This window comes from uncultured Thiohalocapsa sp., assembly GCF_913062725.1.
In the GTDB taxonomy this organism is placed as follows: Bacteria; Pseudomonadota; Gammaproteobacteria; order Chromatiales; family Chromatiaceae; genus Thiohalocapsa.
Genome location: NZ_CAJXWY010000011.1, coordinates 28170 through 52628, shown reverse-complemented (window position 1 = coordinate 52628; position 24459 = coordinate 28170). Strand labels below are relative to the sequence as shown.

Below are 24459 nucleotides of genomic sequence, written 5' to 3'. Positions count from 1 at the left end.
CGGACTGAGCCTGTGCTGCGGTAGGCTCCGTCAAACACCGCCGGAGCCAGCCATGTCCGCCATCATCGATCACCCACCCGTCGCGCCCGATCTGGCGCCGCCCGCAGGACCGGCGCCCGCCGGTGCCGTCGCCACCACGCCCGATGACGACCGCGTCCACCGCCTGCTCCGCGGGCTGAAGCGCAAATACGGCGGGCGCATCACCGGCGAGCTGGCCATGCCGGCGCAGGCCGCGCGCTTCACCGCGCTGCCGCCGGACCTGCATCCACGGCTGCGGGCGGCGCTGGTGGCGCGGGGGCTGACCCGGCTCTATGCCCACCAGTGCGAGGCCTGGGACCGGGTACGGGCGGGCGAGCACCTGGTGGTGGCCACGCCCACCGCCTCCGGCAAAACGCTCTGCTACAACCTGCCGGTGCTGGATGCGGTGCTGACGCGGCAGGCCAAGGCACTGTATCTGTTCCCCACCAAGGCGCTGGCCCAGGACCAGGTGGCGGAGCTCTCGGAGCTGAATCAGGCGTTGGCGGGGGCGGCTGCCGCGGCGACCGCATCGGTGTCGCAAGCGCGCTCGAACGAATGCGCCGGTATCCAGCGCAAGACCGGCGTGAGCGGCGGTTTCGAATGCGGTGTCGGGCGCGCGGGCGAGCGCGGCGTCGCCGCTGAATCGCTCGGCATCAAGGCCTTCACCTTCGACGGCGACACCCCGGGCGATGCCCGCAAGGCCGTGCGCACCCGCGGCGACATCGTCTTGTCCAACCCGGACATGCTGCACCAGGCCATCCTGCCCCATCACACCAAGTGGGCACAGTTCTTCGAGTCGCTGCAGTTCATCGTCGTCGACGAGCTGCACGGTTACCGCGGCGTCTTCGGCAGCCATGTGGCCAATGTCTTCCGGCGGCTGCGGCGCGTCTGCCGTTTCTATGGGGCCAGTCCCGTGTTCATCTTCGCCTCCGCCACCATCGCCAATCCGGCGGCGCTGGCGGGGCGGCTGATCGGTGCGCCGGTGCATGCGCTCACCGACAGCGGCGCACCGCGGGGTGAGCGCCACCTGCTGCTGTGGAACCCACCGGTCATCGACCCGGACCTCGGCATCCGCGCCTCGGCTCGCTCGCAGACCACGCGCATCGCCCGGGCGGCGACCAGGCAGGGGCTCAAGAACATCGTCTTCGCCCGCTCGCGGCTGATGGTGGAGGTCATCACCAAATACCTGAAGGACGTCTTCGATCGCGATCCGCGCCGACCGCCGCGGGTGCTCGCCTACCGCGGCGGCTACCTGCCGAGCGAGCGCCGCAGCGGCGAGCGCGCGCTGCGGGCGGGTCGCGTGGACTCGGTGGTGAGCACCTCGGCGCTGGAGCTCGGCGTGGACATCGGCGCCCTGGACGTCGCCGTGCTCAACGGCTATCCGGGCACCATCGCCGCCACCTGGCAGCGACTCGGCCGGGCCGGACGGCGCAATCGCCCGAGCCTGGGCGTGCTGGTGGCCACCAGCGACCCGCTGGATCAGTACATGGTGCGCCACCCGGAGTTCTTCCTGGGTGCATCGCCGGAGCACGCCCGCATCCATCCGGACCAGCTCCTGATCCTGATGGATCACGTGCGCTGCGCCGCCTTCGAGCTGCCGTTTCGCGACGGCGAGGCCTTCGGCGACTGCACCGAGGATCTCGGCGAGATGCTCGCCTATCTGCGCGACGAGGGGCTGCTGCAGCGCACCGGCGCCGATGGCGGCGGGCAATGGTTCTGGGTGGCGGACAGTTACCCGGCCAATGCGGTGTCCCTGCGCTCGGTGGCGGAGGGCAACTTCGTCGTCATCGATACCACCGGCGGCCAGCAGACCATCATCGCCGAAGTGGACGACTCGGGGGCGCCCGGGACCGTCTACGAGGGCGCCATCTACATGGTGCAGTCCCAGCCCTACCAGGTGGAGCGACTCGACTGGAGCGGCCGCAAGGCCTATGTGACCAAGACCCGGGCGGACTATTACACCGACGCCATCGACTACACCAAGCTCAAGATTCTGGCGGAATTCGACCGGCAGGAGAGGGTGCCGGCGTTGTCCGCGGCGGACGGCATCGGGGCAGCGCGCCATGCCGACGGCGACGCCGAGACCACGCGGGCTGGGGCGGACGCTGCCATGGCGGCCGTCGCCCAGGGCGAGGTGCACCTGGTGCGGCGCTATCCGGGGTACAAGAAAATCCGCTATTACAGCCACGACAACATTGGCTACGGCCACATCGATCTGCCGGATCAGGAGATGCACACCACGGCGGTCTGGTGGCAGCTGCACCCGCGGGCGCTGGCACGCGCCGTCGCCGCCACCTTCGGCAGCCGGGAGCGGTTGGTGGAGGGCTTCCTCGGTGCCGCCTATGCGCTGCACCACGTGGCGGCGCTACGGGTCATGGCGGAGGTGCCGGATCTGGGGCGTGCCGTCGGCGATGGGCAGGGGCGCTGGTTCGCCGCCATAGGCGCCGACGGTCGCGGTCAGCTGCGCGGCCCGGACAACCAGCCCCTGGATGGGCCGCCGGCGGGCGGATTCGAGCCGACGCTCTTTCTCTACGACAACTATCCCGGCGGGGTCGGTCTTTCGGGGCCGCTGTTCGATGGCGCGGCGGTTCTGGTGGCCGATGCGCTGGCGCTGGTGCGCGCGTGTGCCTGTACCGGCGGTTGCCCGGCCTGCGTCGGCCCCATTCTGCCGGGGGACGAGCAGCGTCCGTCATCGCCGAAGTACCTGGCGGCATCGGTGCTGCGGCTGCTCGCGGGGCACCCCGGCGACGGCGGCGACCGGCGCGCGGACGCACCGACGGCGGCCGGGACATCCGCCGCGACGGCATCGCGCCGGTGGGGGGATGCATGAGCAGCCTGCGTGAGCGCCTGCGGCGGGTGCGCGGCGACGCCGTAACGGCACCGGCCGCCGATGCGAGCACAGCCCCGGGCCCTGCGCAGCCGAGCCTGGCGGCGCGGCTGCGGCGCCTGGGCGCGGCCCGCGCCGGCGCACCCCAACCGGCGCCGCCGGCGGCGGTGACCGCACCAGTCGAGCGGGTGCTCGACGAGGCGGCCCTAGCCGCCGAGCTCGGCGCCGAGCGCCTCGCCCCCGGCGTGCTGCGGCTGACACAAAGCCGCCCCCTCGCCCTGGCCCACGGTCGCTGCGCCCTGCGCCCGGAGCCGGCGGCGGTGAGCCTGCTGCAGCCCGACGCCCCCACCGATCCACGCGGCTGGGTGGTGCTGGACACCGAGACCAGCGGCCTCGCCGGCGGCACCGGCACCTGGGTGTTCGTCGTCGGACTCGCCCGCTGGCGCGACGGCCATCTGGCGCTGGTGCAGTATCTGCTGACGCGCCTGGATGCGGAGGCGGCATTCCTGGCGCAGGTGCGCACGGACCTGGCGGCGGCGGAACTGCTGCTCAGCTACAACGGCAAGACCTTCGATGTGCCCTTGCTGGCCGCCCGGCTGCGGCTGGCCAGGCTCGCCGAGACCGCCGCCCATCTGCCCCATCTGGACCTGCTGCATCCGCTGCGGCGGGCTTTCGGCGGCGTTTGGCCGGACTGCCGCCTCGCCACCGTGGAGCGGCGCTTGCTGGCCCATGTGCGCGCCGACGACCTGCCGGGTGCCGAAGCGCCGGCGGCCTGGCTGGCGTGGCTGCGCCGCGGCGACGCCAGCCGGCTGGGAGCCGTGCTGGCGCACAACCGCGTGGATCTGCTCTCCGTCGCGGCGCTGCCGGCGCGCCTGGCGGCGGTGCATCGGGCACCGGCTGCCCACGGCGGCGATGTGCTGCGCATCGCCCGCTGGCGCCTCGCCCGTGGTGACGGCATCGCGGCCCGGCAACTGCTGGTCGCCGCGCAGGCTGAGACCCCGAGCGCACCGGCGCGACACCTGCTGGCGCGGCTGCACCTGCGGGCCGGGGATTGGCGCGCGGCGGTGGCGCTGTGGGAGCAGCTCGCCGCGGTTGGCGACGCGGCGGCGCTGGAGGCGTTGGCGAAGCATTACGAGCATCGTGCCAAGGACCTGCGGCGGGCGCTGGCCTGCGCGCAGGCGCTGCCGCCGGGTCCGGAGCGCGAGCGCCGGTGTCGGCGTTTGGCAGACAAGATGCCGGGCGATGTCGACCGGCGGGCGATAGATGATTGATCCAGCCGATGGACGTAATTGACGTTTCTCGGGGTTACGGCAGTATAGGCTCGCGTTGAATCCTCAACTGCTGTCCGTGTTGAGGCGGTTTCAGAGACATTGCTGTGACGGAGGGCCCGTATGTCCAGCATCAAAGTCGTGCTCGCCGACGACCACAAAATGATTAGGGAGTCCATCGGCGCGCTGCTCTCCAGCCAGCCGGACATCGAGGTCGTCGCCAATGCCGGCGATGGCGCCGAGGCCATCATCCTGGCACAGGCCTGGAAGCCCGACATCGTCCTGATGGATATCTCCATGCCGATCGTCGACGGCATCGAGGCGACGACACAGATCGTCAAGCAGTTGCCGCGAACCCGCGTGATCGCCCTGTCGGCGCAGGGGGAGCGATCGTTCGTCTCGCAGATGGTGGAGGCCGGCGTCCAGGGTTATGTGCTCAAGGATGAATCCGTCGCCACCCTGGCCGACGCGGTGCGCGCCGTCGCCGGCGGTCAGACCTGGCTGCCCGGGTCGGAACAGATCCTGGGCGGCCCCGAAAAACGACTCCTGTCCCGGCGCGAGCGGCTGGTGCTCAAGCAACTGGCCGACGGCAAGCGCGCCCGTGAGGTGGCGCAGCTCATGGGCATCAGCACCAAGACCGTCGACACCTACCGCCGGCGCATGATGTCCAAGCTCGGCCTGACATCGCAGGCAGAGCTGGTGAAATACGCCGTGGCGCTCCACGGTGGTCTCGACACGCGCATGCGCGCCGGCGGTGGCGCACTCAGCGACTCACGAGGGTGCTCGGCGTCGGCATCCGCAGCTGCGGGCGGGCATCACTGAGCCATTGGGTGAGGGCGGAATCCCCGGGCGGCCATTGCCCCTTGACCTGATTGTCCGGCGCATCGCCGGTGAAGGTCAGGTAGCCATACTTGCCGTAGTGCGGCAGCTTGCGCGCCAGGCCGGGCACCGCCGCCGGGGTGGCGGCCGCCACCCAGCCGATGGCATGTGTCGCATCGCCGACGGCGACGGCGGTGCTGACATCGGTGTGCGCCGTTCCCGCCAGGGTCAGTGTCCGGGTGTCGGCATCGAGGACCAGCCCCGGCGCCGCGCCGGCGACGGCGTCGACGAAGGCATTCTCCCAGCCGAACAGCCAGACGGCGCGGTCCTGCGGCAGGGTCGTCAGCGTGTCGTCGAGCACGATGTCCCAGCCCGCCTGGCCCCGTTGCCAGGCCTGCGCGAGCTTGCGGTAGGCCCGTTGCCGGGGTGCCGGCGCCGCCGCCGGCAGTACCATGAGCCCGCGCTCGGCGCCGAAGAGATTGCTCAGCGAGGCCGGGGACTCCGCCGGCAGCAGATGCCGGAAGGTCTCGAACTGCGGATCCACCGCCACCCGCGCCGGCGCGGCGTCGAGCTGCACCTCGAAGCGGGCGGTGCGCCCGTCGAAGGGCGCCAGCACCCGCTGCGGCGTGCCGTCCCCGGCGTGCACCACCACCGGCACATCCATGGGCAAGGCCGCGTCCTCCTGCACCTGGTGCACGCTGCCGGTGACGACATAACCGCCGTCGCTGCCTTGCGCCACCTCGACGTCGTCGAGCGCGAGTCGGGCGGCGCCCGGGCGCGTGGTCCAGGCCGCGAAGAAGGCCGCCAGATCGCGCTCGCCCGCCTGCTCGAAGGCGCGCCTCAGGTCGTCGAAGTCGGCGCTGCGAAAGCGATTCTGGTCAAAGAAGCGGCGCAGTCCGTCGCGGAAGTCGTCGTCCCCGAGCATGACCCGCAGCATGTGCAGGGTCATGAGCATCTTGCCGTAGCCGATGGCCTGGGAGGCGCTGCCGTGGCGGCCGCGGAACGCGGTGAGGGGGAAGTCGGCGCCGTCGCGCACATAGTCCGCATAGGCCTTGAGCTGATCGCGCCGGTAATCGGCGCCCGCCCCGGCCAGGGCCTGGTTGAGGTGATCCGAGAGATAGGCCGTCAGGCCTTCCGCCCAGTTGCCGGCGGCGTAGTCCACATAGACGCCGTTGCCCCACCAGTTGTGAAGGATCTCGTGGGGGTAGGAGCTGTGCAGGATGAAGGGCAGGCGCATCACCCGCGAGCCGAGCAGCGTGAACGAGGGCATGCCGTAGCCGGTCTCCCAGAAGTTCTCCACCAGCGCGAATTTGGCATAGGGATAGGCGCCGATGAGCGCGCTGTAGCGGGCGAGGTAATCCGCCGTGGCCGCCAGATATCTGTCCGCCAGCGCCTCGTCCGGCAGGCGCAGATAGGCCTGGGCTTCGCCGTGGGGCGTGGGCTGGCGATAGAGCTTGAACCTCGCCGCGCTGAGATAGAGCTCGTCCTGGGGCTGTTCCTCGGTCCAGCGCACATGCGCGTCGTCACCGCCGATGGGCTCCGGGCCGGCGCCCTGGGAGACGGCGAGCCAGCCCGGCGGCAGCCGCACGTCCAGCTGCATGCGGTTCAGGGCGCCGGGCATGGTGGGATACCAGCCGGTGTAGCCGGTGAGAAACACGCCATCGGCGTCGATGGTGCCCACCAACTGCTGGCGCTCCCGGCCCATGCCCTCGCGCACGCTGGTGAGGGGGTGGCGGATGCGCCCGCCGTAGCGTAGCGTCACGGGCTGGTTGGTGGCCGGGGTGAGCCGGAAGCGCTCCAAATGGCCGTCGCGGCCGATGCGCTCGAGCACCGCCTCGCCGTTCTCCACCCGCGGGCGCAGTCCCTGGTGCAGCAGAAAGACGAACTGCGCCGTGTCCTCGGGCAGGGTTATCGTGTCCGTTGCGTGCAGAGTCCCGGCTTCGGGGTCCAACACGGCGTCGATACGATGGCCGATGACCGGCTGCTGCTGCCCGGCAACGCCCGGCTGCGGGGCCGACAATAGCGCCCCTAGTATGAGTGCGAGCAACAGCGTCACTGGCACCGATACTCGCAGCTGCGGCGTTGCCGTACGCTGTTCATCGGACGGATGCCAGCCGGCGCCGGGCGTGTCGGCGGTGGTTGCGGGTATGGCGTGGGGGAACTTTAGGGCTCGGCGCATGGTCGCTCCGTGGTTGCTTCGGCGGTGGGCTGGCGTGGTCCAGACCCATCGCATCCGGGTTTCTCGGTTGTTGCGGGCTGGGTGGCGGCTGCCGACCGCCCCGACAATTGCTCAACGCCGGATCGCGCGGCAGTGCCGGCCAGCGTTGCCCGGCGCTGGCGCCCGCCGTGTCCGGGCTGGCGGCGCACCGCGTCGGGACGCGCCCGGGACGACGGCTCGCCGCGACCCCATAATGGCGTTCTCACTCAGACAATCACAGCAGGTGCCATGATCCAATCCGTCTTCACTGTTTTATTCGTCCCCGTGCTGCTGCTCGCGACCCTGGCCGCGGCGGCCGCGAGCGCTGCGGATACCGAGACCCCGGCCACAGGCATGCTGCCCGGTCAGGACGAGATCCACGACACCGCAACCGCGGTGGTCGAGACCGCCCGCGTCGCCGGTATCGACGACCTGCTGGCGGGGCTCGGCGACACGCGTGTCGTCTATGTCGGCGAGTCGCACGACCGCTACGAGGACCACCTGAATCAGCTGCGCATCATCCGCGGCCTGCACGAGCAGGGGCGCAACGTTGCCATCGGCATGGAGTTCTTCCAGCAGCCCTTCCAGGCGGCGCTGGATGCCTTCGTCGCCGGTGAGATCAGCGAGTCTGAGCTGCTCAAGCGCACCGAGTATTTCACCCGCTGGCGCTTCGACTATCGGCTCTACCGCCCCATCCTGCGCTTCGCGCGCGAGCACGGCATCCCGCTCATCGCGCTGAACCTGCCGAAAGAGATCACGGATCAGGCCGGTGACGGCGGCATCGAGTCCTTGAGCCCGGAGCATGCGGCGCAGATCCCGGCGGACATCGACCGCGACAATGCGGCCTACCGCGAGCGCATCGAGGCCGTGTTCGCCATGCATCCCAAGGATGACGACGCCGACTTCGAGCACTTCCTGGACGTGCAGCTGCTCTGGGACGAGGGGATGGCGGCACGCGCCGCCGAGTATCTGCGCCGGCACCCGGACAAGACCCTGGTGGTGCTCGCCGGCACCGGCCACGTGGAGTACGGCCACGGCATCCCCAGCCGGGTGGCACGGCGTCTGGATGTGCCGGCGGCGACGGTGGTGAGCGGCAGCATGCGCCCCTTCGACCCGGCGCTCGCGGACTTCATCCTCTATCCGCAGCGGGTCGATCTGCCGGACACCGGTCTGCTCGGCGTCATGCTCGACGCCGAGGCCGACGGCGAGGGCCTCGGCGTCGAGGGCTTCAGCGCAGACAGTGGTGCCGAGGCGGCCGGTGTCGAGGCGGGGGATCGCATCGTCAGCGTCGGTGACAGCGCCATCAACAGCTACGCCGATATCCGCATCGCCCTGATGGACAGCCGCCCCGGGGACAAGCTGCCGGTGGAAGTGCTGCGCAAGAAGCTGGTGGGTGGCAGCGAGCGCCTCACCTTCGATGTGGAGCTCCACTGACATGGGGCATGGGGCGGCGCCGGGCATGGCGGCGGCGCAGCGCCACGGCGCCGGACCGGCTGTGGCCACCGCACCACGCCGGCCCGAGCTGCTGGCCCCGGCCGGCACACTGCGTGCCCTCGAGTATGCGCTCGCCTACGGCGCTGATGCCGTGTATGCCGGTGTGCCGCGCTACAGCCTGCGGGTGCGCAACAACGCGTTCGATCTGGCCACGCTCGCCCGCGGCATCGACACGGCCCACCGGCGGGGCCGGCGCTTCTACCTCGCCGCCAACGCGCTGCCACACGGCGCCAAGCTCAAGACCTTCCTCGAGGACATGGCACCGGTGGTGGCGCTGGGGCCGGATGCGGTCATCATGGCCGATCCGGGGCTGATCCTGCTGGTGCGCGAGCGCTGGCCCGAGCTGCCCGTGCACCTGTCGGTGCAGGCCAACACCACCAACGCCGCGGCGGTGCGCTTCTGGCAGCGCCAGGGCATCGCGCGGGTGATCCTGTCGCGGGAGCTCTCGCTGCAGGAGATCACCGAGATCCGCGACGCCTGCCCGGACATGGAGCTGGAGGTCTTCGTGCACGGCGCCGTCTGCATCGCTTACTCGGGCCGCTGTCTGCTCTCGGGCTATTTCAATCACCGCGACGCGAACCAGGGGACCTGCACCAACGCCTGTCGCTGGGAGTACCGACTGGCGCAGCCGGCGGCATCGGACAGCACAGAGTCAGACCCCAGAGCGCGGCCCATCGATGCCGCGGACCTGCTGGCCGCCGAGCCGGCGGCTGCCGGGCACCGCCATCCCGCCGCCGATGAGGTCTGGCTGCTCGAAGAAGCCCGCCGCCCGGGCGAGTACATGCCGGTGTTCGAGGACGAGCAGGGCACCTATGTGCTCAATGCCAAAGACCTGCGCGCCGTGCAGCATGTCGCGGCGCTCAGCGCCCTGGGCATCGACTGCCTCAAGATCGAAGGCCGCACCAAGTCGCATTACTACGCGGCCCGCACCACCCGCGTCTATCGCCAGGCCATCGATGATGCCGCCGCCGGAAGGCCTTTCCGCCGGGAGCTGCTCGAGGAGCTGGAGGCGCTGGCCAACCGCGGCTACACCGACGGCTTCTATCGCCGCCAGGCGGGCTCGGCGGCCCAAAACTACAGCGACGGCGCGTCTCGCAGTCGACGCCGCATCTTCGTCGGCGAAGTGATCGGCCCGGACACGGCCACCGGGCTGGTGGAGGTGGCGGTGAAGAATCGATTCGCCGTCGGCGACGACCTGGAGCTGGTCACGCCGGCAGGCCTGCGGCGCTGGCGGCTCGAGGCGATGCTCGGGCCCGACGGCGCACCCCTGACCACGGCGCCGGGGGACGGTTGGCGGGTACGGCTGCCGCTGCCCTGGCCGCAGGCGCGCTACGGACTGCTGACGGCGGCGGTGTAATGGCACATCCGCCCGGGTGCCGGGTCCGCCTCGGGGCTGTTTGCAACAACACCGCCGTCGAAACGCCGAAGGCCATGGCCACCTTGGCTGCTTCGCCCCGGCCGTACCAGCCACCGCTGGCTTGGGGTATGCTCCGGCGCGGGCTGGGGGAATCGAACAATGACTCATCGAGCGCATACGGCCCGGCGGTGGCCGCTGGCGGCGCACTGCGCCGCCGTCTGGCTCGGCGCCGCCGCGGCGGCCGTGTCCGCCGCGCCACCGCAGCCGCCCGCGGACGAGCGCCCGCCGACGGCCTTCGACGTGGTGGAGGCGGACATCGCCTCGGTGCAGGCGGCCTTCGCCGCGGGTGTGCTCACCGCCGAGGCGCTGACACGGGCTTATCTGGCGCGCATCGAAGCCCTGGACCGGGCGGGACCGCGACTGAACAGCCTCATCGCCGTCAATCCGCGCGCCGCCGATGACGCCGCCGCGCTGGATGCCGAGCGCGCCGCCGCCGGTGCGCGGGGGCCCCTGCACGGCATTCCCGTCATCGTCCGCGACGATCTGGACACCCTGGCGCTGTCCACCACGGCGGGGTCGGCTGCGCTGCGCGGCCACGAGCCGCTGCGCGATGCCTTCGTGGTGGCGCGTTTACGCGCGGCCGGGGCGGTGATCCTCGCCAAGGCGAATCTGAGCGAGCTCGGGCTCGCCGCCGGCCGGCCCGGCTACAGCTCCGCCGGCGGCCAGACCAGCAACCCGTACAACAGGCGCCGCGCCCCATCCCTGGCCGGCGACGGTGCCGCCGTGGCGGCGAGCCTGGGCATGCTGGCGGTGGGTACCGATACCGTCGGCGGCGTGCGCGGGCCTGCGGCGGTGTCGGCGCTGGCGGGCCTGCGCCCCAGCCTCGGTCTCACCAGCCGGGCCGGCGTGGTGCCCACGGCGCTCAGCATCGAGGTCACCGGATTGCTCGCGCGCGGCGTCCGCGACCTCGCGCTGGCGCTGGAAGCGGTGGCCGCCGAAGATCCATCGGATCCGCGCACCGCCGACCCGCCCGGGCGTCCGGGCCACTATGCCGACGGCCTGGCAGAGGCCACCCTCGACGGCGTCCGCCTGGGCGTTGCCGCGGACTATCGCGGCGGGAACGGCGAGGTCGACCGCGCCTTCGCCGGCGCCCAGGCGCTGCTGCGCGCCCAGGGAGCCGAGCTGGTGGAGGTGGCGCTGCCCGACGGGGTGCTGAACGCCCGCGCCGAAATGCTGGACCGCCTCATCGAGACGGAATTCCGCGATCAGGTGAACGCCTATCTGCTGCACACCGAGCAGGGCAAGCCGCACAGCCTGAAGGAGCTTCTGCGCATGAGCGAGTCGTCGCTCATCGCCGGCTCGCCGACGCCGGTGACTTCCGGCCAGCTCGGCGTCTATCGCGCGGCCCTGCGCAGCCCCGGACTCGCCGACCTGCAGTATCTGCACATCCTCTCCAATGGCCTTCCGGCCGCGCGCGCCGCCATTGCCGATATTTTCGCCGAGCAGGCGCTCGATGCCCTGGTGCTGCCCACCATGCTCTGCCCGGCGTCCTCGCTGCTGCACGACTACGATGGCAGTTACGACTGCGATGCGGATGATCCGCTGCAGCCCGCCTACGTTGCGTCGGTGGCTGGCCTGCCGGAGCTGACCCTGCCCATGGGCTGGACCAACGCCGGTCTGCCCCTGGGTCTGTCCCTGGTCGGTGAGCCATTCTCCGAGGCGCGTCTTCTCGCCCTGGGTCACGCCTTCGAGCAGGCCGTCGCCGCCCGGCGCCCACCGCAGCTGCCGTTGCCCTGAGCCAGCCGCAACCACGGCTGTCGGCGCCTGCGGCTGCCCTGGATATACCGGCGCGGCATCCGAGCCCAGAGCCAGCCCGGAGAGTCATTTAGAAATCGCGCAGCAGTGCCCTGATCTGCTCCACGCCGGCGGGCTTCAGCAGGTAGCGATCGAAGGGCGTGGGTGCGGCCGATGCCTCCGCCCCCTGGCCGTAGCCCGTCAGGGCCACGAGCCGGAAGGCATCCGGGCCGTAGGCATCGCGTAGCCGTCGGGCGACCTCGTCGCCGTCGATATCCGGGAGTCCGATATCGAGAATCACCAGCGCCGGCTTGAACGCCGCCACCGCCGCCGGCACTTCGCCGCCGCGGGTGACGAGCTGCACGTCTTGGCCCAAGAGCTTCAGCAACCTGACCAGGGCTTGACCGACGGCGGGCTGGTCATCCACCACCAGCACCCGCCGTCGCCGTGGCTGCGCCACCCGCTGCGGCTTGGGATCGACGGCGCCGGTGCCGTCACCGGCGAGCGGCGGCAGGCTGAGGGTCAGCTCACTGCCGCGGCCTTGCCCCTCGCTGTGTGCCACCAGTGTGCCGCCGTGCAGTTCCGCCAGCTGCCGCGATAGCGCCAGGCCGAGTCCGAGACCACCGTGGTGACATGCCTGTGCTTCCGCCAGGCGGGTGAAGGGTTCGAATACCCGCGGCAGGTCTTCTGCCGCGATGCCGATGCCGGTATCGCGCACGCGCACGCGCACGCGATCCCCGACCGTCGCCGCCGACAGGGTGATGGTGCCGCCGTGGTCGGTGTAGTGTGCGGCATTCATCAACAGATTGGAGAGGATCTGGGTCAGGCGCTCGCGGTCGCCCTCGACCATCAACGGCGTGTCGGGCAGCTCGAGTGCCAGATGCTGGAAGCCCGCCTGGATGGCCGATTGCGCCTGGGCGACGGCGTCGCGGATGCTCTCGGTGAGGTCCATCGGGCGCCGGCGCAACTCCACCTTGCCACGGCTGATCCGGCTCAGGTTCAGCAGATCGTCCACCAGCCGCATCAGATGCTGCACCTGTCGCCCAATCATCCCGATGGACTGCGCAACGGGCTCCGCCAGGGGTTTCTCCAACCGCAGTGCCTCGACTGTGGTGCTGATGGCGGCGAGGGGGTTGCGCAGCTCATGGCCGAGCACCGCGAGGAAGCGGTTCTTCTGACGATTGGCCTCGCGCAGGGCCTCCTCGGCCTCGCGGCGCGCCGAGATATCCTCGAAGGTGCAGATAATGGCGTCGATTTGCCCCTGCGCATCACGCAGCGGCGCGGTATTGACGGACACCCAGAATGTGCTGCCGTCCTGATGCCGCAGCAGCATCTCCTCGTCGTATACGCTCTCCCCGGTGCGCAGGGAGCGTGTCACCGGCAACGCCTCGAAGGGGAAGGGGCTGCCGTCGGGGCGCAGCGCCCGCACCCCTTCGATATGGGCGGCGAAGTCCACGCCGGTGTAGTCCCGTCCGTAGAGCTTGTTCGCGCGGCTGTTGATGTAGCGGATGTGCGTAGTCTTGGCATCGACCATCACAACCGCGGAGGGCATCCGCTCCAGGACGGCGCGCAAGTGCTCCTGGCTGCGGCGCAGGGCGTCCTCGGTATCCTTGCGTGCGGTGAAGTCGACGAAGGTGACGACGACGCCGTCGATATGGTGATCAGCAGTCCGATAGGGTCGCAGACGCGCCAAATACCAGCGGCCCTGATCGGTGGTGACCTCGCGCTCCACGGGGGCCAGGTCGTGCAGCACCCGCGTCGCATCCTGCTCCAGCGTGCCGTAGCGGACACGCCGATGCAGGTCTCGGATGGGTCGGTTCTCGTCGCTGGCCTTGATGCTGAAGAGCTCCGCCAACTGGGGGGTGAAGCGCTTGATGCGCAGTTCGCGGTCGAGGAACAGGGTGGGTATCTCGGTCGCCATGATCAGGTTCTCGAGATCGTTGCGGGCGCGCGAAACCTCCTCCAGCTTGTTCTTGAGCTCGGTATTGAGGGTCTGCAGTTCCTCGTTGATGCTGTGCAGCTCTTCCTTGCTCGTTTCCAGTTCCTCGGCCGTGGAGCGGTACTCTTCGTTCAGGGATTGCAGCTCTTCGTTGGCTGCACGCAGTTCTTCGTTGGTGGCTTCGAACTCGTCGCGGGCTGTATGCAACCGCAAGTGCGTCTCGCTGAGCTCTTCCTTCAGCCGCTGGACCACCGCCGGTGAGACTTCGGTTTCGTCGGTCAGCGCGGCGGCGGGACGTGCCGCGCCGGCATCCAGGAACAGCACCAAGGCCAGGCGCTCCGCATCGTCGTGCACGGGCCGCGGCTGCACCAGCATGGCCACCGCATGCGGCGTGCCGTTGAACTGCACGGGCACGAAGGCGGACAGGGTGTGCTCGTGCTTCTCGAAGGCCGCATACAGGGCGGCGCTCAGCTCGGCCTGTAGCTCCCGGCGCACGATGCGCGTGATGTCCTGCACCACCGGCCCCGGCGGCAGTTCCAGGTAGCGGCCGGCGGTCTCGGAGAGATGGATGGCCCGACGTTGGTCGTCCACGAGGATGCTGGGCGGTGCGAGTGCTTCGAGCATGGTCTGGTGCGTGGCTGGCAGGCCCGCGCGGGCCTGCGCTCTGGTCTGCGGCTCGGGTCCGGTGCGCGCGGGCAACGGCTGGGCGGCCAGCATGTTGGGCAGCAGTGGCAGGGCGTGGCCGGTGAGCTCCCGCGCCACATAGATGCAGTGCTCCTTGTCGAGGACGTTGAAGTAGTCCCGCCCGGCATGCTCGGAGATGCCGAGAAACAAATAACCGCCGGGGCGCAACGCATAGCGCAGGATGCCGAAGATTTGTTCCTGCAGCTCCCGATCCAGATAGATCAGCAGGTTACGGCAGGAGATCAGATCCTGGCGCGCGAAGGGCGGATCGCGCAGCAGGCTGTGGTGTGCAAACAGCACCGTGTCGCGCAGCTCGCGATTGATTTGATAGTGCGCGTCCTCGCGCACGAAGAAGCGACTCAGCCGCTCGGCGCCGACATCCGCCTCGATGGCGGGCCCGTAGCGACCTTCGCGGGCGATGGCCAGGGCGTGATCGTCGAGATCGCTGGCGAACAGCTGAATGCGCCTCGGCTCCTGGCGTTGCGCCGCGGCTTCCAGCAGCAGTATCGCCAGGCTGTAGGCCTCCTCGCCGGAAGCGCAGCCCGGCACCCAGATCCGCAGCGGCGCGTCCGCCGAGCCGTTGTCGAAGAGCTTCGGGATCACCTGCCGGCGCAGCGCCTCCCAGGCCGGTGCATCGCGGAAGAAGCCGGTCACCGAGATCAGCATATCCCGAAACAGGCCCTGCGCCTCTTCGGCGGTATCCCGCAGAAAGTCGAGATACTGCTGCAGCGAGTGCAGGCCGTGAACCTGCATGCGACGATGCACGCGGCGCAGCACCGTGGCGTGCTTGTAGTGGGAGAAGTCATGGCCGGTGCGGGCGTTCAGATAGCCGATGATGTGTCCGAGCACGGCCCGCTCGTTCGCCGCCAGTGCCTCCGGCGCGGCGGGCCGGTGCCGGAGGCTGTCCCGATCCCGAAGTAGCAGCGCGAGCCGTTCTGCAAGTGCATCCACCGGTAACACCAGGTCGGCGGCGGCGGTGGCGATGGCGGCACGCGGCATGCCATCGAACTCGGCCTCGCCGGGATCCTGCACCAGGATCACGCCGCCCGCCTCCTTGACGGCCTTGGTGCCGACGGCACCGTCTGCGCCGACGCCGGAGAGAATCACCGCGAAGCTGTTGCCGTGGTGAGCGGCCAGGGAATGGAACAGCAAGTCCACCGCGGTACGTCGCTCAGCCGCCCGCGCGAAGGGCACCGCGCTGACCATCGTGTCCGTGACCTCGAGCCGGCGGTCCGGCGGGCTCACGTAGACATGGTCCGGCTGCAGCGCCACGCGCCCGCGGACCTCGGTGACCGGCATCCGCGTTCGTCGACCGAGGATCGCCGCCAGCCCGCTGTGGTAATCGGGCGAGAGGTGCATCACGACGATGAAAGTGGCGCCCGGCAGCGCCGGCAACGCCGAGAGGAGTCCGCAGAGCGGCTCGAGCCCTCCAGCGGAGGCACCGATACCGACGATGGGGGTTGTGTGTTGCGGAGACTCGATTGCTGTCGTTGGCATCGGCGTCTGCTGGGCGAATGGCGTTCGGGATTCGTGACCGCTCGGTGAAAGCGCCGTGGTCCCATCGCCGGAAGCGCATCAGGCCGCGGGGAGCCAACGGCCATAGATTACCAAATACCGGTCATATGCGAAGCGTTTTCGGGAGGCATTTCTGCACCGAGCACAGTCAAGACAGTGGTTTTTCGTGTATCAGAGACGGGCATTTGATGGCCGGAAAACCGCCGAGTCTCATAGCGCCTGCATCGCGATGAGCCTGCGGAAACGGGAGTCCTCTCGGTCGCGCAGTGTCTGGTAGGTTCCGGTCTCGATCAGTCGACCATGGTCGAAGACATAAATCTCATCGACATTACGTATCGTGGACATTCGATGCGCGATAATGATCACGGTGATCTGCCCCCTGAGGGCGTCGATGCTCTGTTGGATGGCATATTCCGATTCCGAGTCCAGCGCACTGGTGGCTTCATCCAAGATCAACAGCGCCGGCTTGCGAAACAGCTCGCGTGCGATGAATAGCCGTTGGCGCTGGCCTCCCGACAGTCGCATGCCCCGGTCTCCCACTAATGTCTGATAACCCTCCGGGAGGCTCTCGATCACGTCGGCGATATGGGCCTGCTCCGCGGCCTTGCGCACACGCTCGCGCAGGCCAGGATCGGTCTCGACGCTGCCCGTCCAGAGGCAGATATTATTGGCGATGGTGTCGTTGAAGATCACGGTCTCTTGCGAAACGTAGCCGATTTGCCGGCGCCAGCTATCCAGTTGGATGCGCTCGCTTGGCATGTCATCGATCAGGATGCGACCGCGTTGGGGCTTGAGCATGAGCGTGATCAGATCCACCAGAGTGGACTTGCCGGAACCGGATTGCCCCACGAATGCCACCGTCTGCCTGACGGCGATATCGAGGCTGACGTCGCTGATCGTGTCTCCGCGTCGCGGATCATAGCTGAAGCAGACGGCCTCCAGGCGAATGCCCTGGCTGAGCGGCGCTATGACTTCGCTGCCGTCCGGCTCCTGTTGCTGCGCCAATGCGAGCGATTCGTCGCGGAACAGCTCGACGCTGCCGATATTATTCAGCGCGATCTGCCAATTGTCCTGGACGTGCATCAAGGCGTTGAAGGCGCGATAGAACAGCAGGATCGACACCAGGATGGGTGTGATGGGCTGTTGTAGCAGCACGAGCTGGACCAGGACGATCAGCGCGATGAACACCATGCCCAGGGGCTCGCGTGCATTGTAGGTCAGGGCCCCGGCGATACCGGTGCGGATTTCGTGGCTCGTCAGCCGGCGTATCGAGGTGTCGATCTCGCGCTGGATTGGGGTCATCTGACTCGTGGCGACCAGGTATTTGAACGCGTGCAGTGCCTGAATCAAGAGATTGGCGAGATGGCTGTTCTCCCGCGCCCGACTGCGTGAGAGGCTGCGCACATAGCCGTTGAGCCAGCGGAAGAGAAACAGCATGACCACACCGAGCAGCAGCGCCATGAGGCCGAAGCGCCAGGCGATCATGAAGGCGAATCCCAGGTAAATGACCGTGTAGACGATATGCGTGCCGAGCTTGGTCAGGGAGTGGAATGCGTCGAGCGCTTGGCTGGTTTGGCTATTGATAATGTTGATGAAGTGACCACTGTCGCGGCTCTCATAGTAACTGTAGCGCATGCGACTGTACTGCTGAAACAGCCTGCCCTTGAGCTCGCGCAGCAATCGCCCACGGAAGAGTGCGCTCAAACCGTGCGCGGCGAATGCGAGCATCCCCTTCATGAGAATGGCCGCGGTGATGATGAGCAGCACTGAAGTGGTCGAATACTGTATACCCACGACATCGAGCAGCTCTTGTAGCCATATCGCCAGTCCATTCTGGTCCAGGCTTTCGCTGAAGGCCGCATCCGGGCCGCCGAGGCTCGCGAGCAGTGGCAGGATCATGACGATGCCGACGCCTTCGGCGAGTGCGGCGACCACGGCGAGCGCGAAGATGAAATACATCCGTATTCCGAGATACGTATGGAATACGTATAAATAGTGTGGGAGATCGCGAGCCGGATTATTCATTGGATTCAAGCGTTCGTCGGAGTCCCGCCGTCTCGATGATGCTGCGCGCGCAGCGGCGGGCGCGATGGGGTAGGCCAGGATCGGCGACTCGCCCGGCGCAGGTTTTCGACGACCCGACCGGCCGGACCTACGGATGGACGCTGTCCGCGCTGGCGGCGAGGATCCGGACGATCGGTGTCATGACGGGCGGGATCACGGTGTTTGGGGCAGGGATGGTACCAGCGGCGGAGGCCCAGGCGTGTGAGCGGCACGCAGGCCTGGCATCGATGCGCCGCGGCCCAGATTCGGGCCGAAACGACGGGGGCGCGACAAAAGGCCGGGCGCGCGCTGGAATCAGGGGCGGTCGTCAGACAGGTCGCACCGCGGGGGACCATGGCGGCGTCGCGTCGGGGCCGCCCGGCGACGAGGGAGCACGCGTCGCGTCAACTGTACGATCAGCACCGGGAGCGCAGAAAACCCCGCCACCAGCAGCCAGCCGGCGGGCGGCAACGGCTGGATCGACAGGATCTCGGCGGCCACCGGCACCCAGACGGCGAGTGCCAGCAGGGCGATACCCACGGCGATGGCGATCCAGACCATGGGGTTGCGGGTGATCTCGTTGACGAGCATCGGCGAGTTGGCGCCACGCATATTGAGCACATGCAGCAGGCGCCCGAGGCCGAAGGTGAGGAAGCCAATGGTGACGGCCTGGCCGGTGTCGAGCTGGAGCCAGACGAAGGCCAGGGTGAAGGCCGCCAGCACGGTGGCGGCGATGAGGGCGCCGTAGCCGGTGATGGCCAGCCAGTGGCGGCGCTCGAGGACGGGCTCGCCCCCGGCCCGTGGCGATTCGTCCATGACGCCGGCGCGGCTCGGGCTCAGGCCCAGCGCCAACGCGGGCATGACGTCGGAGACGAAGTTGATGTAGAGGATCTGCAGCGGCAGGAGCGGCAGCGGCGCGCCGATGCTGGCCGCCGCTGACACGGCCATGATCTCGGCGAGGTTGCCCGAGAGCAGATAAACGATGAAGCGCCGGATATTGGCGAAGATGGTCCGGCCATGCTCGATGGCGTGGACCAGGGTCTCGAAGGCGTCGTCCTTGAGCACGATGTCCGCCGCCTCGCGGGCCACCTCGGTACCGCGCTGGCCCATGGCGATGCCGATGTCCGCCTGCTTCAGCGCCGGGGCGTCGTTGACGCCGTCGCCGGTCATGCCGACCACCCAGCCGGCGTCCTGATACAGGCCGATCAGGCGCAGCTTCTGCGCCGGGCTAATGCGGGCGAAGACGTCCCTCGCCAGCAGCCGCTCGCGCTCTTGGTCGTTCAACCTGTCGAGGTCGGGCAGTTGCGAAGCGTCGACGGCTTGCGCATCCGGCGTGGTGAGGCCGATCTCCGTGGCGATGGCCTGGGCGGTGGCGGCATGATCGCCGGTGCCCATGACGACACGGATACCGGCGTCCTGGCAGGCGGCGATGGTGGTGTCGATGCCCGGCCGCGGCGGGTCGTAGAGTCCGGCGAGGGCGAGCAGGGTCAGCGCCGCGTAGGGGTCGGCATCGGCGCCGTCGGCGTGCTTCTCGGCGATGGCGAGCACGCGCAGTCCGTTTGCCGCCAGCGCCTCGCCGCGGGCTTGCCAGTCCTCGCGGCCGGCGTCGGTGAGCTCGGCCTCGCCGGCTGCGGTGCGCGCCCGGGCGCAGCGCCCGAGCACCGCCTCCGGCGCGCCCTTGACGGCATAGCGATAGCCGCCGTCATCGGTGTGGATGGTCGCCATCAGCTTCACATCGGGGTCGAAGCTCAGCTCCCGCACTTCGGGCAGGCGCTCGAGCAGGGCGTCCCGCCGCAGACCGGCCGCGGCGGCGCCCTCCAGCAGCGCAACCTCGGTGGGATCGCCGACGCTGCCGTCGTGCTGCAGGCTGGCGTTGTTGCAAAGGGCGCCCACGGTGAGGGCGGCCGCCAACGCGGGGGCCTCCTCCAGCGCCACCGCCGTATCGTCGTCGCGCAGAAAGCGGGCGCCGTCCGGCGCCTGGTCCAGGGTCAGCGTCTCGTCGGCGAGGGCGAGCCGGGCCAGGGTCATGTGGTTTTCGGTGAGTGTGCCGGTCTTGTCGGTGAAGATCAGGCTCGCGGTGCCCAGGGTCTCCACCGCCGAGAGCCGCTTCACGACGGCGTTGCGCCGGGCCATCTTGTGCATGCCGCGGGCCAGCGCCAGGGTGGCGACCACCGGCAGGCCCTCGGGCACCGCGGCGATGGCCAGTGCGATGGCCGTCTCCAGCATGACCACCAGCGCCTTGCCCGCGATGAGTCCCGCCGCCGCCACCACGGCGGCGATGGCGACGGTGAGCCAGATGAGCCGGCGCCCCAGCTGCTCCAGGCGGCGCTCCAGGGGCGTGGCCGACGACGCCGCCGCTTCCACCAGGCTGGAGATGCGCCCGAGCTCCGTGTCCATACCAGTGGCGACGACGATACCCAGGCCGGAGCCGTCGGTGACCGCCGTGCCCTTGAAGGCCATGTTTCGGCGCTCCGCCAGCGGCGGATCATCGCGCTCCAGCGGCGCGATGCCCTTGGTGACGGGCACGGACTCGCCGGTGAGTGCCGCCTCGTCGCATTGCAGCCGGTTGGCCTCGAGCAGGCGCAGGTCCGCGCTCACCACATCGCCCGCCTCCAGCAGCACGATGTCGCCGGGCACCAGCTCATCCGCCGCCAGGGTTCGCTCGCGGCCGCCGCGGCGCACCCGGGCCCGGGTCTTGCCCATGCGCTGCAGGGCCTCCATGGCGCGGGTGGCCCGCAGCTCCATGACGAAGCCGATGACGGTGTTCACGGCCACCGCGGCGCCGATGGCGATGGCCTCGACCACGCGGCCGAAGACCGCCGCCGCCACCGCCGCGGCCAGCAGCAGCAGCACGATCAGGCTCGCGAGCTGGTCCACCAGGATGCGCCAGGCAGACCGCGAGCGCGCCTCGCGCAGGCGGTTGGGGCCGTGCTCGTCGCGCCGGCGCCGCACCTCGGCGTCGTCCAGGCCCTGCTCGATGCTGCTGCCGAGGCGCTCGACCACGGCGTCGGCGGCTGCCTGGTAGGGCTTGGCGGATGCTGGCTGGTCCATGCGATGGCGCTCCGGCGCGCTTGGTGTTTGGCTCTCGTCAGTCTTCGCCGCCCCGGCAGCGCCCGTTTCGACGGGCGTATCCCAGGCGCCGGTGGCGCCGCTCAGCCCAGTACTGTCACCGCCGCGCGCAGCATCTGCGCCGCATAGCCCATCTCGTTGTCGTGCCAGGCCAGCACCGTCGCCAGATCGCCGTCGCCCACCGTGAGGGTGATGGTATTGCCTGTCATGCGCTGCCGCGCCTGGTGAGCCCTGGGCATTGGCGTCCGCCCCGGCTAGGGCCGCCCGCGGCCACCGTGAAAGCGGACGAATTCTTCAGGCGAGAGATCGCCGCTGCCGTCGGCGTCCATTGCAGAGAAGCTCGGCGCATAGGCGGCGCCGCGCATGGGGTAGCCCTGCTGGGCGCGCTGGCTTCGCCGCTCGGCGCGGGTCTGCTGGAGCTCGTCGCTGCTGATGCGCCCGTCGTTGTTACGGTCGAAGGTGTCGAACGCCGGCATGCCCGCGCCCCAGCGCGGACCCATCATGCCGGACCCCATGCCCGGACCCATGCCCGGACCCATGCCCGGACCCATGCCGGGCACCGCACCGTAGCCGGGGTGATGCGGACCCGGTCCCCAGCCCGCGCCCGCGCCCGCGCCCGCGCCGGGCTGGGCGCCGGCGACCGGGGCGCAGGCGACGCCCGCGATGAGTAGGGCGAGGGTGGACCAGCGATTGTGGGTTGATCTGTGCATGAAGACCTCCGGTGGATTGATGAGCCAATCTGCCCGGGCACCGGTCAGGCCCCCCGGCGGCCAAAGCCCCGAGCATGTCTCCGAGGGAGGCGTTCTTGGCGCCGACACGGGCGACGTCGTCGTTGTCCAGGCCCGCGAGCCGGACGACCAGCAGGGCCTGATCCGCATTGGCGGAAGCATCGGGCATAACGGACTTGCGATCAGCTGTTGGGTGCTGGGTGGTGTGCTCACCATCGCGGCAGCAGATGACGTGCCAAGGGGGATGGGCAGCTGCGCGGGACTACGGCGCGGAGCACGGGAGCGTCGGCTCACCGGCCGCCACCCATGCCGTGCGTGGGCGGTGCAATCCGCGGCGGTGCGCGCCGCTCATGCGCCGCGGGCGTCGGCCTGGCTCAAATGCCCCGCCGTCCTGGGGTAATGCACCGTTCCAGCGGTCCGGCGCGCCGCCGCGGCGGCGCGACTACGACCCCGCGGGCGCCGGCTGATACTCGGGACAGAAATAGGCGGTGTGCCCACAGGCCTTGATTTGCCCGAGGTCGCCGCCGCAGCGCGGGCATGCGGCGTGGCATGCCGGCCGCAAGCAGCATCCACGAGCGTTGACGCGCGTCAGTAAGCGCAGCGGTCCGATCAGCCGCCATCCGCGAGCCATGACCATTCACAACCGCGAAATCGCCGAGCAGTTCTCCCGCCTGGCCGATCTGCTGGAGATTTCCGGTCTGGGTCCGAAGCACGTCAAGGCGCTGCACCAGGACCTGTACATCGACAAGGCGCTCGGCGTGCGCATCGCCGTCTCCACCGATGCCCACAGCCAGGGCAACCTCGACTTCATGCGCTTTGGCGTCGACCAGGCCCGCCGCGGCTGGCTCACGGCGGACGACGTCATCAACACCCGCGGCCTCGACGACCTGCTGACGCTGCTGCGGCGCTGACGCAGCCCATACGGTGCGCAGCGGCGCCGATCGGCGGATCGCGTGGTGGCCGGCAAGCTCAGCAGTCAGGCCGCCCATGGTGGCGTTGCGCATCGCCGAGCTGACGTGGGCTGTCCGCGGACGGCTCGACGGCGACCGCAACGACCAGCGTCACCCGGGTTCCGCGCTCGGGGGCGCTGTCGATGTCGATGCGCCCGCCCAGATGCGCCAGCCGCGTCTGCATGCTGAACAGGCCGAAGCTCATGGTGTCGAGCCGCCGCTGTTTCAGAACGCCCGTATCGAAACCTTTGCCCTTGTCCCGCACCACGGCGGTGATTTCGGCATCGGCACTGCGCATCAGGCCGACCTCGGCCTCGCCGACCTGGGCATGCTTGACGACGTTCAGCAACAACTCGCGAATACACTCGAACAGCAGGAACCTCACATCCGCCCTGAGTGGCTCCGCCGCAGCATCCGCCTGTACCCTGACCTTGAGCGCGTGTTGCTCCTGCATGCGCGAGGCGAGCCAGTGCAGTGCTTCGACGAGGCCGGCGTCGTCCAACACGGGTGGACTCAGCTCGACGGCAAGGGAGCGCGATGCCTCCAGGGCTTCGCTCAGCATGGCTTCGATGTGCTCGGCGATGGGCGCGCGCGCCTCGCAGGGCTTGTCCTGCTTGAGCCGTCCCACCTGCATGCGCGCCCCCACGATCAGCTGCTGGACGTGATCGTGCAGGACCTTCGCAAGCCGCTTGCGCTCATGCTGCTCGGCCTGACTGAGCTGGCTCGCCAATGCGCGCAGCTGATCGGCCTGTCGCTGCGCCTCCGTCGTGCGCTCGGCCGCCTGCTGCTCCAGGCTTTGGTTCAGCGCCACGAGTGAGTGCTCCATGTGCCTGCGCCCAGAGATATCGTCGAAGATGGCGATGGCCGCATCGATGTGTCCGTGCCCGTCGCAGAGGGGTACGCAGCTCACCGCCACCGGCACGCGCTTGCCGTCGACATGATGAATGAGCATATCCTCCCCCAGCACCGTCTCACGCCGGCGCAGCGCGCGCGTGACCGGTAGCGCCTCGCTCGGGAAGGGCGTGCCGTCAGGACGCAGGGCTTGCACGCGCGCCAGATGAGTATCCAGATCCGTGCCCAGGAGGTCGCAGCCGTAGAGCTCGACGGCACGTCGGTTGACGAAAGAGAAGCGACCGCTGGCGGCGGCGATGATCGCCACTGCGACGGGCACTGCGTCCAGCACGGCATGCATCTGGTGGGGCTGCTGGGGCGTTATCATCACCCCCGGCAGCCGGTCCCGCTCGGTCACGTCCTTGATGGCCAGCACGATCGCCGCGGCGTTCTCCTGCTGGATTTTGTGGGCATTGAGCAGCATCGCCTTGCGGCCAATTGCCGGGAAGTGATGCTCCACTTCGAGCGCCTCGATGCGGTTGTGCTGGGGCAGTACGTCCTCCAGCAGCGTGCGCAGACGCGGGATGTTCCAGTGGCCGTCGTGCAGTTCGAACAGCAAGCGTCCGGCCGTCGCCTCGGGCGACACCCGGAAGGTCTGGTAGAACGCATGATTGGCGCTTTGCACGCGCAGGTGGTCGTCGAGGACCAGCATTGGATCGTGCACCGTCTCGATGATGCCGTTGGCATAGTCGAGGGTACCGAGACGCATCGCCGCGGCCTGCTTGAGCTCAGTCTTATCCATGGATGGCCTTCTCGTTCGCATTGTTGGTTGGTTTCCTGACCGGGGGAGCCTGGGATGCTCCAACGGGGCGGTGCACGCAGATGCCATGCTGGCGGCCAATCTAAGCCTTATGCTCGCGACGGCA

General features: G+C 69.3%; 14 protein-coding genes. 7 read left to right on the top strand and 7 right to left on the bottom strand.

Going from position 1 to position 24459, the window contains the following annotated elements; genetic code table 11:
* Positions 1-217: 217 nt before the first annotated feature.
* From QZ588_RS04565 to QZ588_RS04555, 3 genes are all read left to right on the top strand, one after another.
* Positions 218-2848 (top strand): DEAD/DEAH box helicase, encoded by a 2631-nt coding sequence (locus QZ588_RS04565; protein WP_295540431.1) that lies wholly within the window; start codon positions 218-220, stop codon positions 2846-2848.
* On the top strand, positions 2845-4116 hold the full coding sequence (locus QZ588_RS04560) for a ribonuclease H-like domain-containing protein (protein ID WP_295540357.1): 1272 nt from the start codon (positions 2845-2847) through the stop codon (positions 4114-4116). Before QZ588_RS04565 ends, QZ588_RS04560 begins: the two co-directional genes overlap by 4 nt.
* A gap of 120 nt (positions 4117-4236) precedes the next feature.
* Complete coding sequence (locus tag QZ588_RS04555) at positions 4237-4935, top strand: response regulator transcription factor (RefSeq protein ID WP_295540356.1); 699 nt, start codon at positions 4237-4239, stop codon at positions 4933-4935.
* Here QZ588_RS04555 and QZ588_RS04550 read toward each other — a convergent pair.
* The gene (locus QZ588_RS04550) at positions 4877-7111 is read right to left on the bottom strand and encodes a M1 family aminopeptidase (protein ID WP_295540354.1); all 2235 of its coding nucleotides are present in this window, start codon (positions 7109-7111) and stop codon (positions 4877-4879) included. The genes QZ588_RS04555 and QZ588_RS04550 overlap by 59 nt on opposite strands.
* A gap of 267 nt (positions 7112-7378) precedes the next feature.
* Here QZ588_RS04550 and QZ588_RS04545 point away from each other — a divergent pair, with 267 nt between their 5' ends.
* The 3 genes from QZ588_RS04545 (at position 7379) to QZ588_RS04535 (ending at position 11777) form a co-directional block, all read left to right on the top strand.
* Positions 7379-8563, top strand: coding sequence for a ChaN family lipoprotein (locus QZ588_RS04545; protein WP_295540353.1), 1185 nt, complete (start codon positions 7379-7381; stop codon positions 8561-8563).
* 25 nt (positions 8564-8588) lie between these two features.
* Positions 8589-9980 (top strand): tRNA 5-hydroxyuridine modification protein YegQ, encoded by a 1392-nt coding sequence (gene yegQ / locus QZ588_RS04540; RefSeq protein ID WP_295540430.1) that lies wholly within the window; start codon positions 8589-8591, stop codon positions 9978-9980.
* Between the two features lie 159 nt (positions 9981-10139).
* Positions 10140-11777, top strand: a complete 1638-nt coding sequence (locus QZ588_RS04535) for an amidase family protein (RefSeq protein ID WP_295540352.1) — start codon at positions 10140-10142, stop codon at positions 11775-11777.
* 88 nt (positions 11778-11865) lie between these two features.
* Here the strand turns inward: QZ588_RS04535 and QZ588_RS04530 are convergent, their stop codons facing one another.
* The 5 genes from QZ588_RS04530 to QZ588_RS04510 all read right to left on the bottom strand — a co-directional run bounded on the left by QZ588_RS04530 (position 11866) and on the right by QZ588_RS04510 (position 21734).
* The gene (locus QZ588_RS04530) at positions 11866-15894 is read right to left on the bottom strand and encodes a chemotaxis protein CheB (RefSeq protein WP_295540351.1); all 4029 of its coding nucleotides are present in this window, start codon (positions 15892-15894) and stop codon (positions 11866-11868) included.
* 228 nt (positions 15895-16122) lie between these two features.
* Complete coding sequence (locus QZ588_RS04525) at positions 16123-17871, bottom strand: ABC transporter ATP-binding protein (protein WP_295540350.1); 1749 nt, start codon at positions 17869-17871, stop codon at positions 16123-16125.
* 399 nt (positions 17872-18270) lie between these two features.
* On the bottom strand, positions 18271-21006 hold the full coding sequence (locus tag QZ588_RS04520) for a cation-transporting P-type ATPase (RefSeq protein WP_295540349.1): 2736 nt from the start codon (positions 21004-21006) through the stop codon (positions 18271-18273).
* Positions 21007-21107: 101 nt separating this feature from the next.
* Positions 21108-21233 carry a hypothetical protein gene (locus QZ588_RS04515; RefSeq protein ID WP_295540347.1) on the bottom strand — a complete coding sequence of 42 codons (126 nt, stop codon included), beginning with the start codon at positions 21231-21233 and terminating at the stop codon, positions 21108-21110.
* A gap of 45 nt (positions 21234-21278) precedes the next feature.
* On the bottom strand, positions 21279-21734 hold the full coding sequence (locus QZ588_RS04510) for an EF-hand domain-containing protein (RefSeq protein ID WP_295540345.1): 456 nt from the start codon (positions 21732-21734) through the stop codon (positions 21279-21281).
* Positions 21735-22381: 647 nt separating this feature from the next.
* Here QZ588_RS04510 and QZ588_RS04505 point away from each other — a divergent pair.
* Positions 22382-22663 carry a hypothetical protein gene (locus QZ588_RS04505; RefSeq protein WP_295540343.1) on the top strand — a complete coding sequence of 94 codons (282 nt, stop codon included), beginning with the start codon at positions 22382-22384 and terminating at the stop codon, positions 22661-22663.
* Positions 22664-22721: 58 nt separating this feature from the next.
* On the opposite strand, the gene QZ588_RS04500 is transcribed toward QZ588_RS04505, so the two are convergent.
* Positions 22722-24335, bottom strand: a complete 1614-nt coding sequence (locus tag QZ588_RS04500; RefSeq protein ID WP_295540341.1) for a PAS domain-containing protein — start codon at positions 24333-24335, stop codon at positions 22722-22724.
* Between the last annotated feature and the right edge of the window lie 124 nt (positions 24336-24459).

Excerpts from the sequence above, each read along its gene's own strand:
- QZ588_RS04520 (WP_295540349.1), bottom strand. The coding sequence starts at position 21,006 with ATGGACCAGCCAGCATCCGCCAAGCCCTACCAGGCAGCCGCCGACGCC.
- QZ588_RS04525 (WP_295540350.1), bottom strand. The coding sequence starts at position 17,871 with ATGTATTTCATCTTCGCGCTCGCCGTGGTCGCCGCACTCGCCGAAGGC.
- QZ588_RS04550 (WP_295540354.1), bottom strand. The coding sequence starts at position 7,111 with ATGCGCCGAGCCCTAAAGTTCCCCCACGCCATACCCGCAACCACCGCC.
- QZ588_RS04565 (WP_295540431.1), top strand. The coding sequence starts at position 218 with ATGCCGGCGCAGGCCGCGCGCTTCACCGCGCTGCCGCCGGACCTGCAT.
- QZ588_RS04510 (WP_295540345.1), bottom strand. The coding sequence starts at position 21,734 with ATGCACAGATCAACCCACAATCGCTGGTCCACCCTCGCCCTACTCATC.
- QZ588_RS04560 (WP_295540357.1), top strand. The coding sequence starts at position 2,845 with ATGAGCAGCCTGCGTGAGCGCCTGCGGCGGGTGCGCGGCGACGCCGTA.
- QZ588_RS04555 (WP_295540356.1), top strand. The coding sequence starts at position 4,237 with ATGTCCAGCATCAAAGTCGTGCTCGCCGACGACCACAAAATGATTAGG.
- yegQ (WP_295540430.1), top strand. The coding sequence starts at position 8,589 with ATGGCGGCGGCGCAGCGCCACGGCGCCGGACCGGCTGTGGCCACCGCA.
- QZ588_RS04500 (WP_295540341.1), bottom strand. The coding sequence starts at position 24,335 with ATGGATAAGACTGAGCTCAAGCAGGCCGCGGCGATGCGTCTCGGTACC.
- QZ588_RS04515 (WP_295540347.1), bottom strand. The coding sequence starts at position 21,233 with ATGACAGGCAATACCATCACCCTCACGGTGGGCGACGGCGATCTGGCG.
- QZ588_RS04530 (WP_295540351.1), bottom strand. The coding sequence starts at position 15,894 with ATGCCAACGACAGCAATCGAGTCTCCGCAACACACAACCCCCATCGTC.
- QZ588_RS04535 (WP_295540352.1), top strand. The coding sequence starts at position 10,140 with ATGACTCATCGAGCGCATACGGCCCGGCGGTGGCCGCTGGCGGCGCAC.
- QZ588_RS04545 (WP_295540353.1), top strand. The coding sequence starts at position 7,379 with ATGATCCAATCCGTCTTCACTGTTTTATTCGTCCCCGTGCTGCTGCTC.
- QZ588_RS04505 (WP_295540343.1), top strand. The coding sequence starts at position 22,382 with ATGACCATTCACAACCGCGAAATCGCCGAGCAGTTCTCCCGCCTGGCC.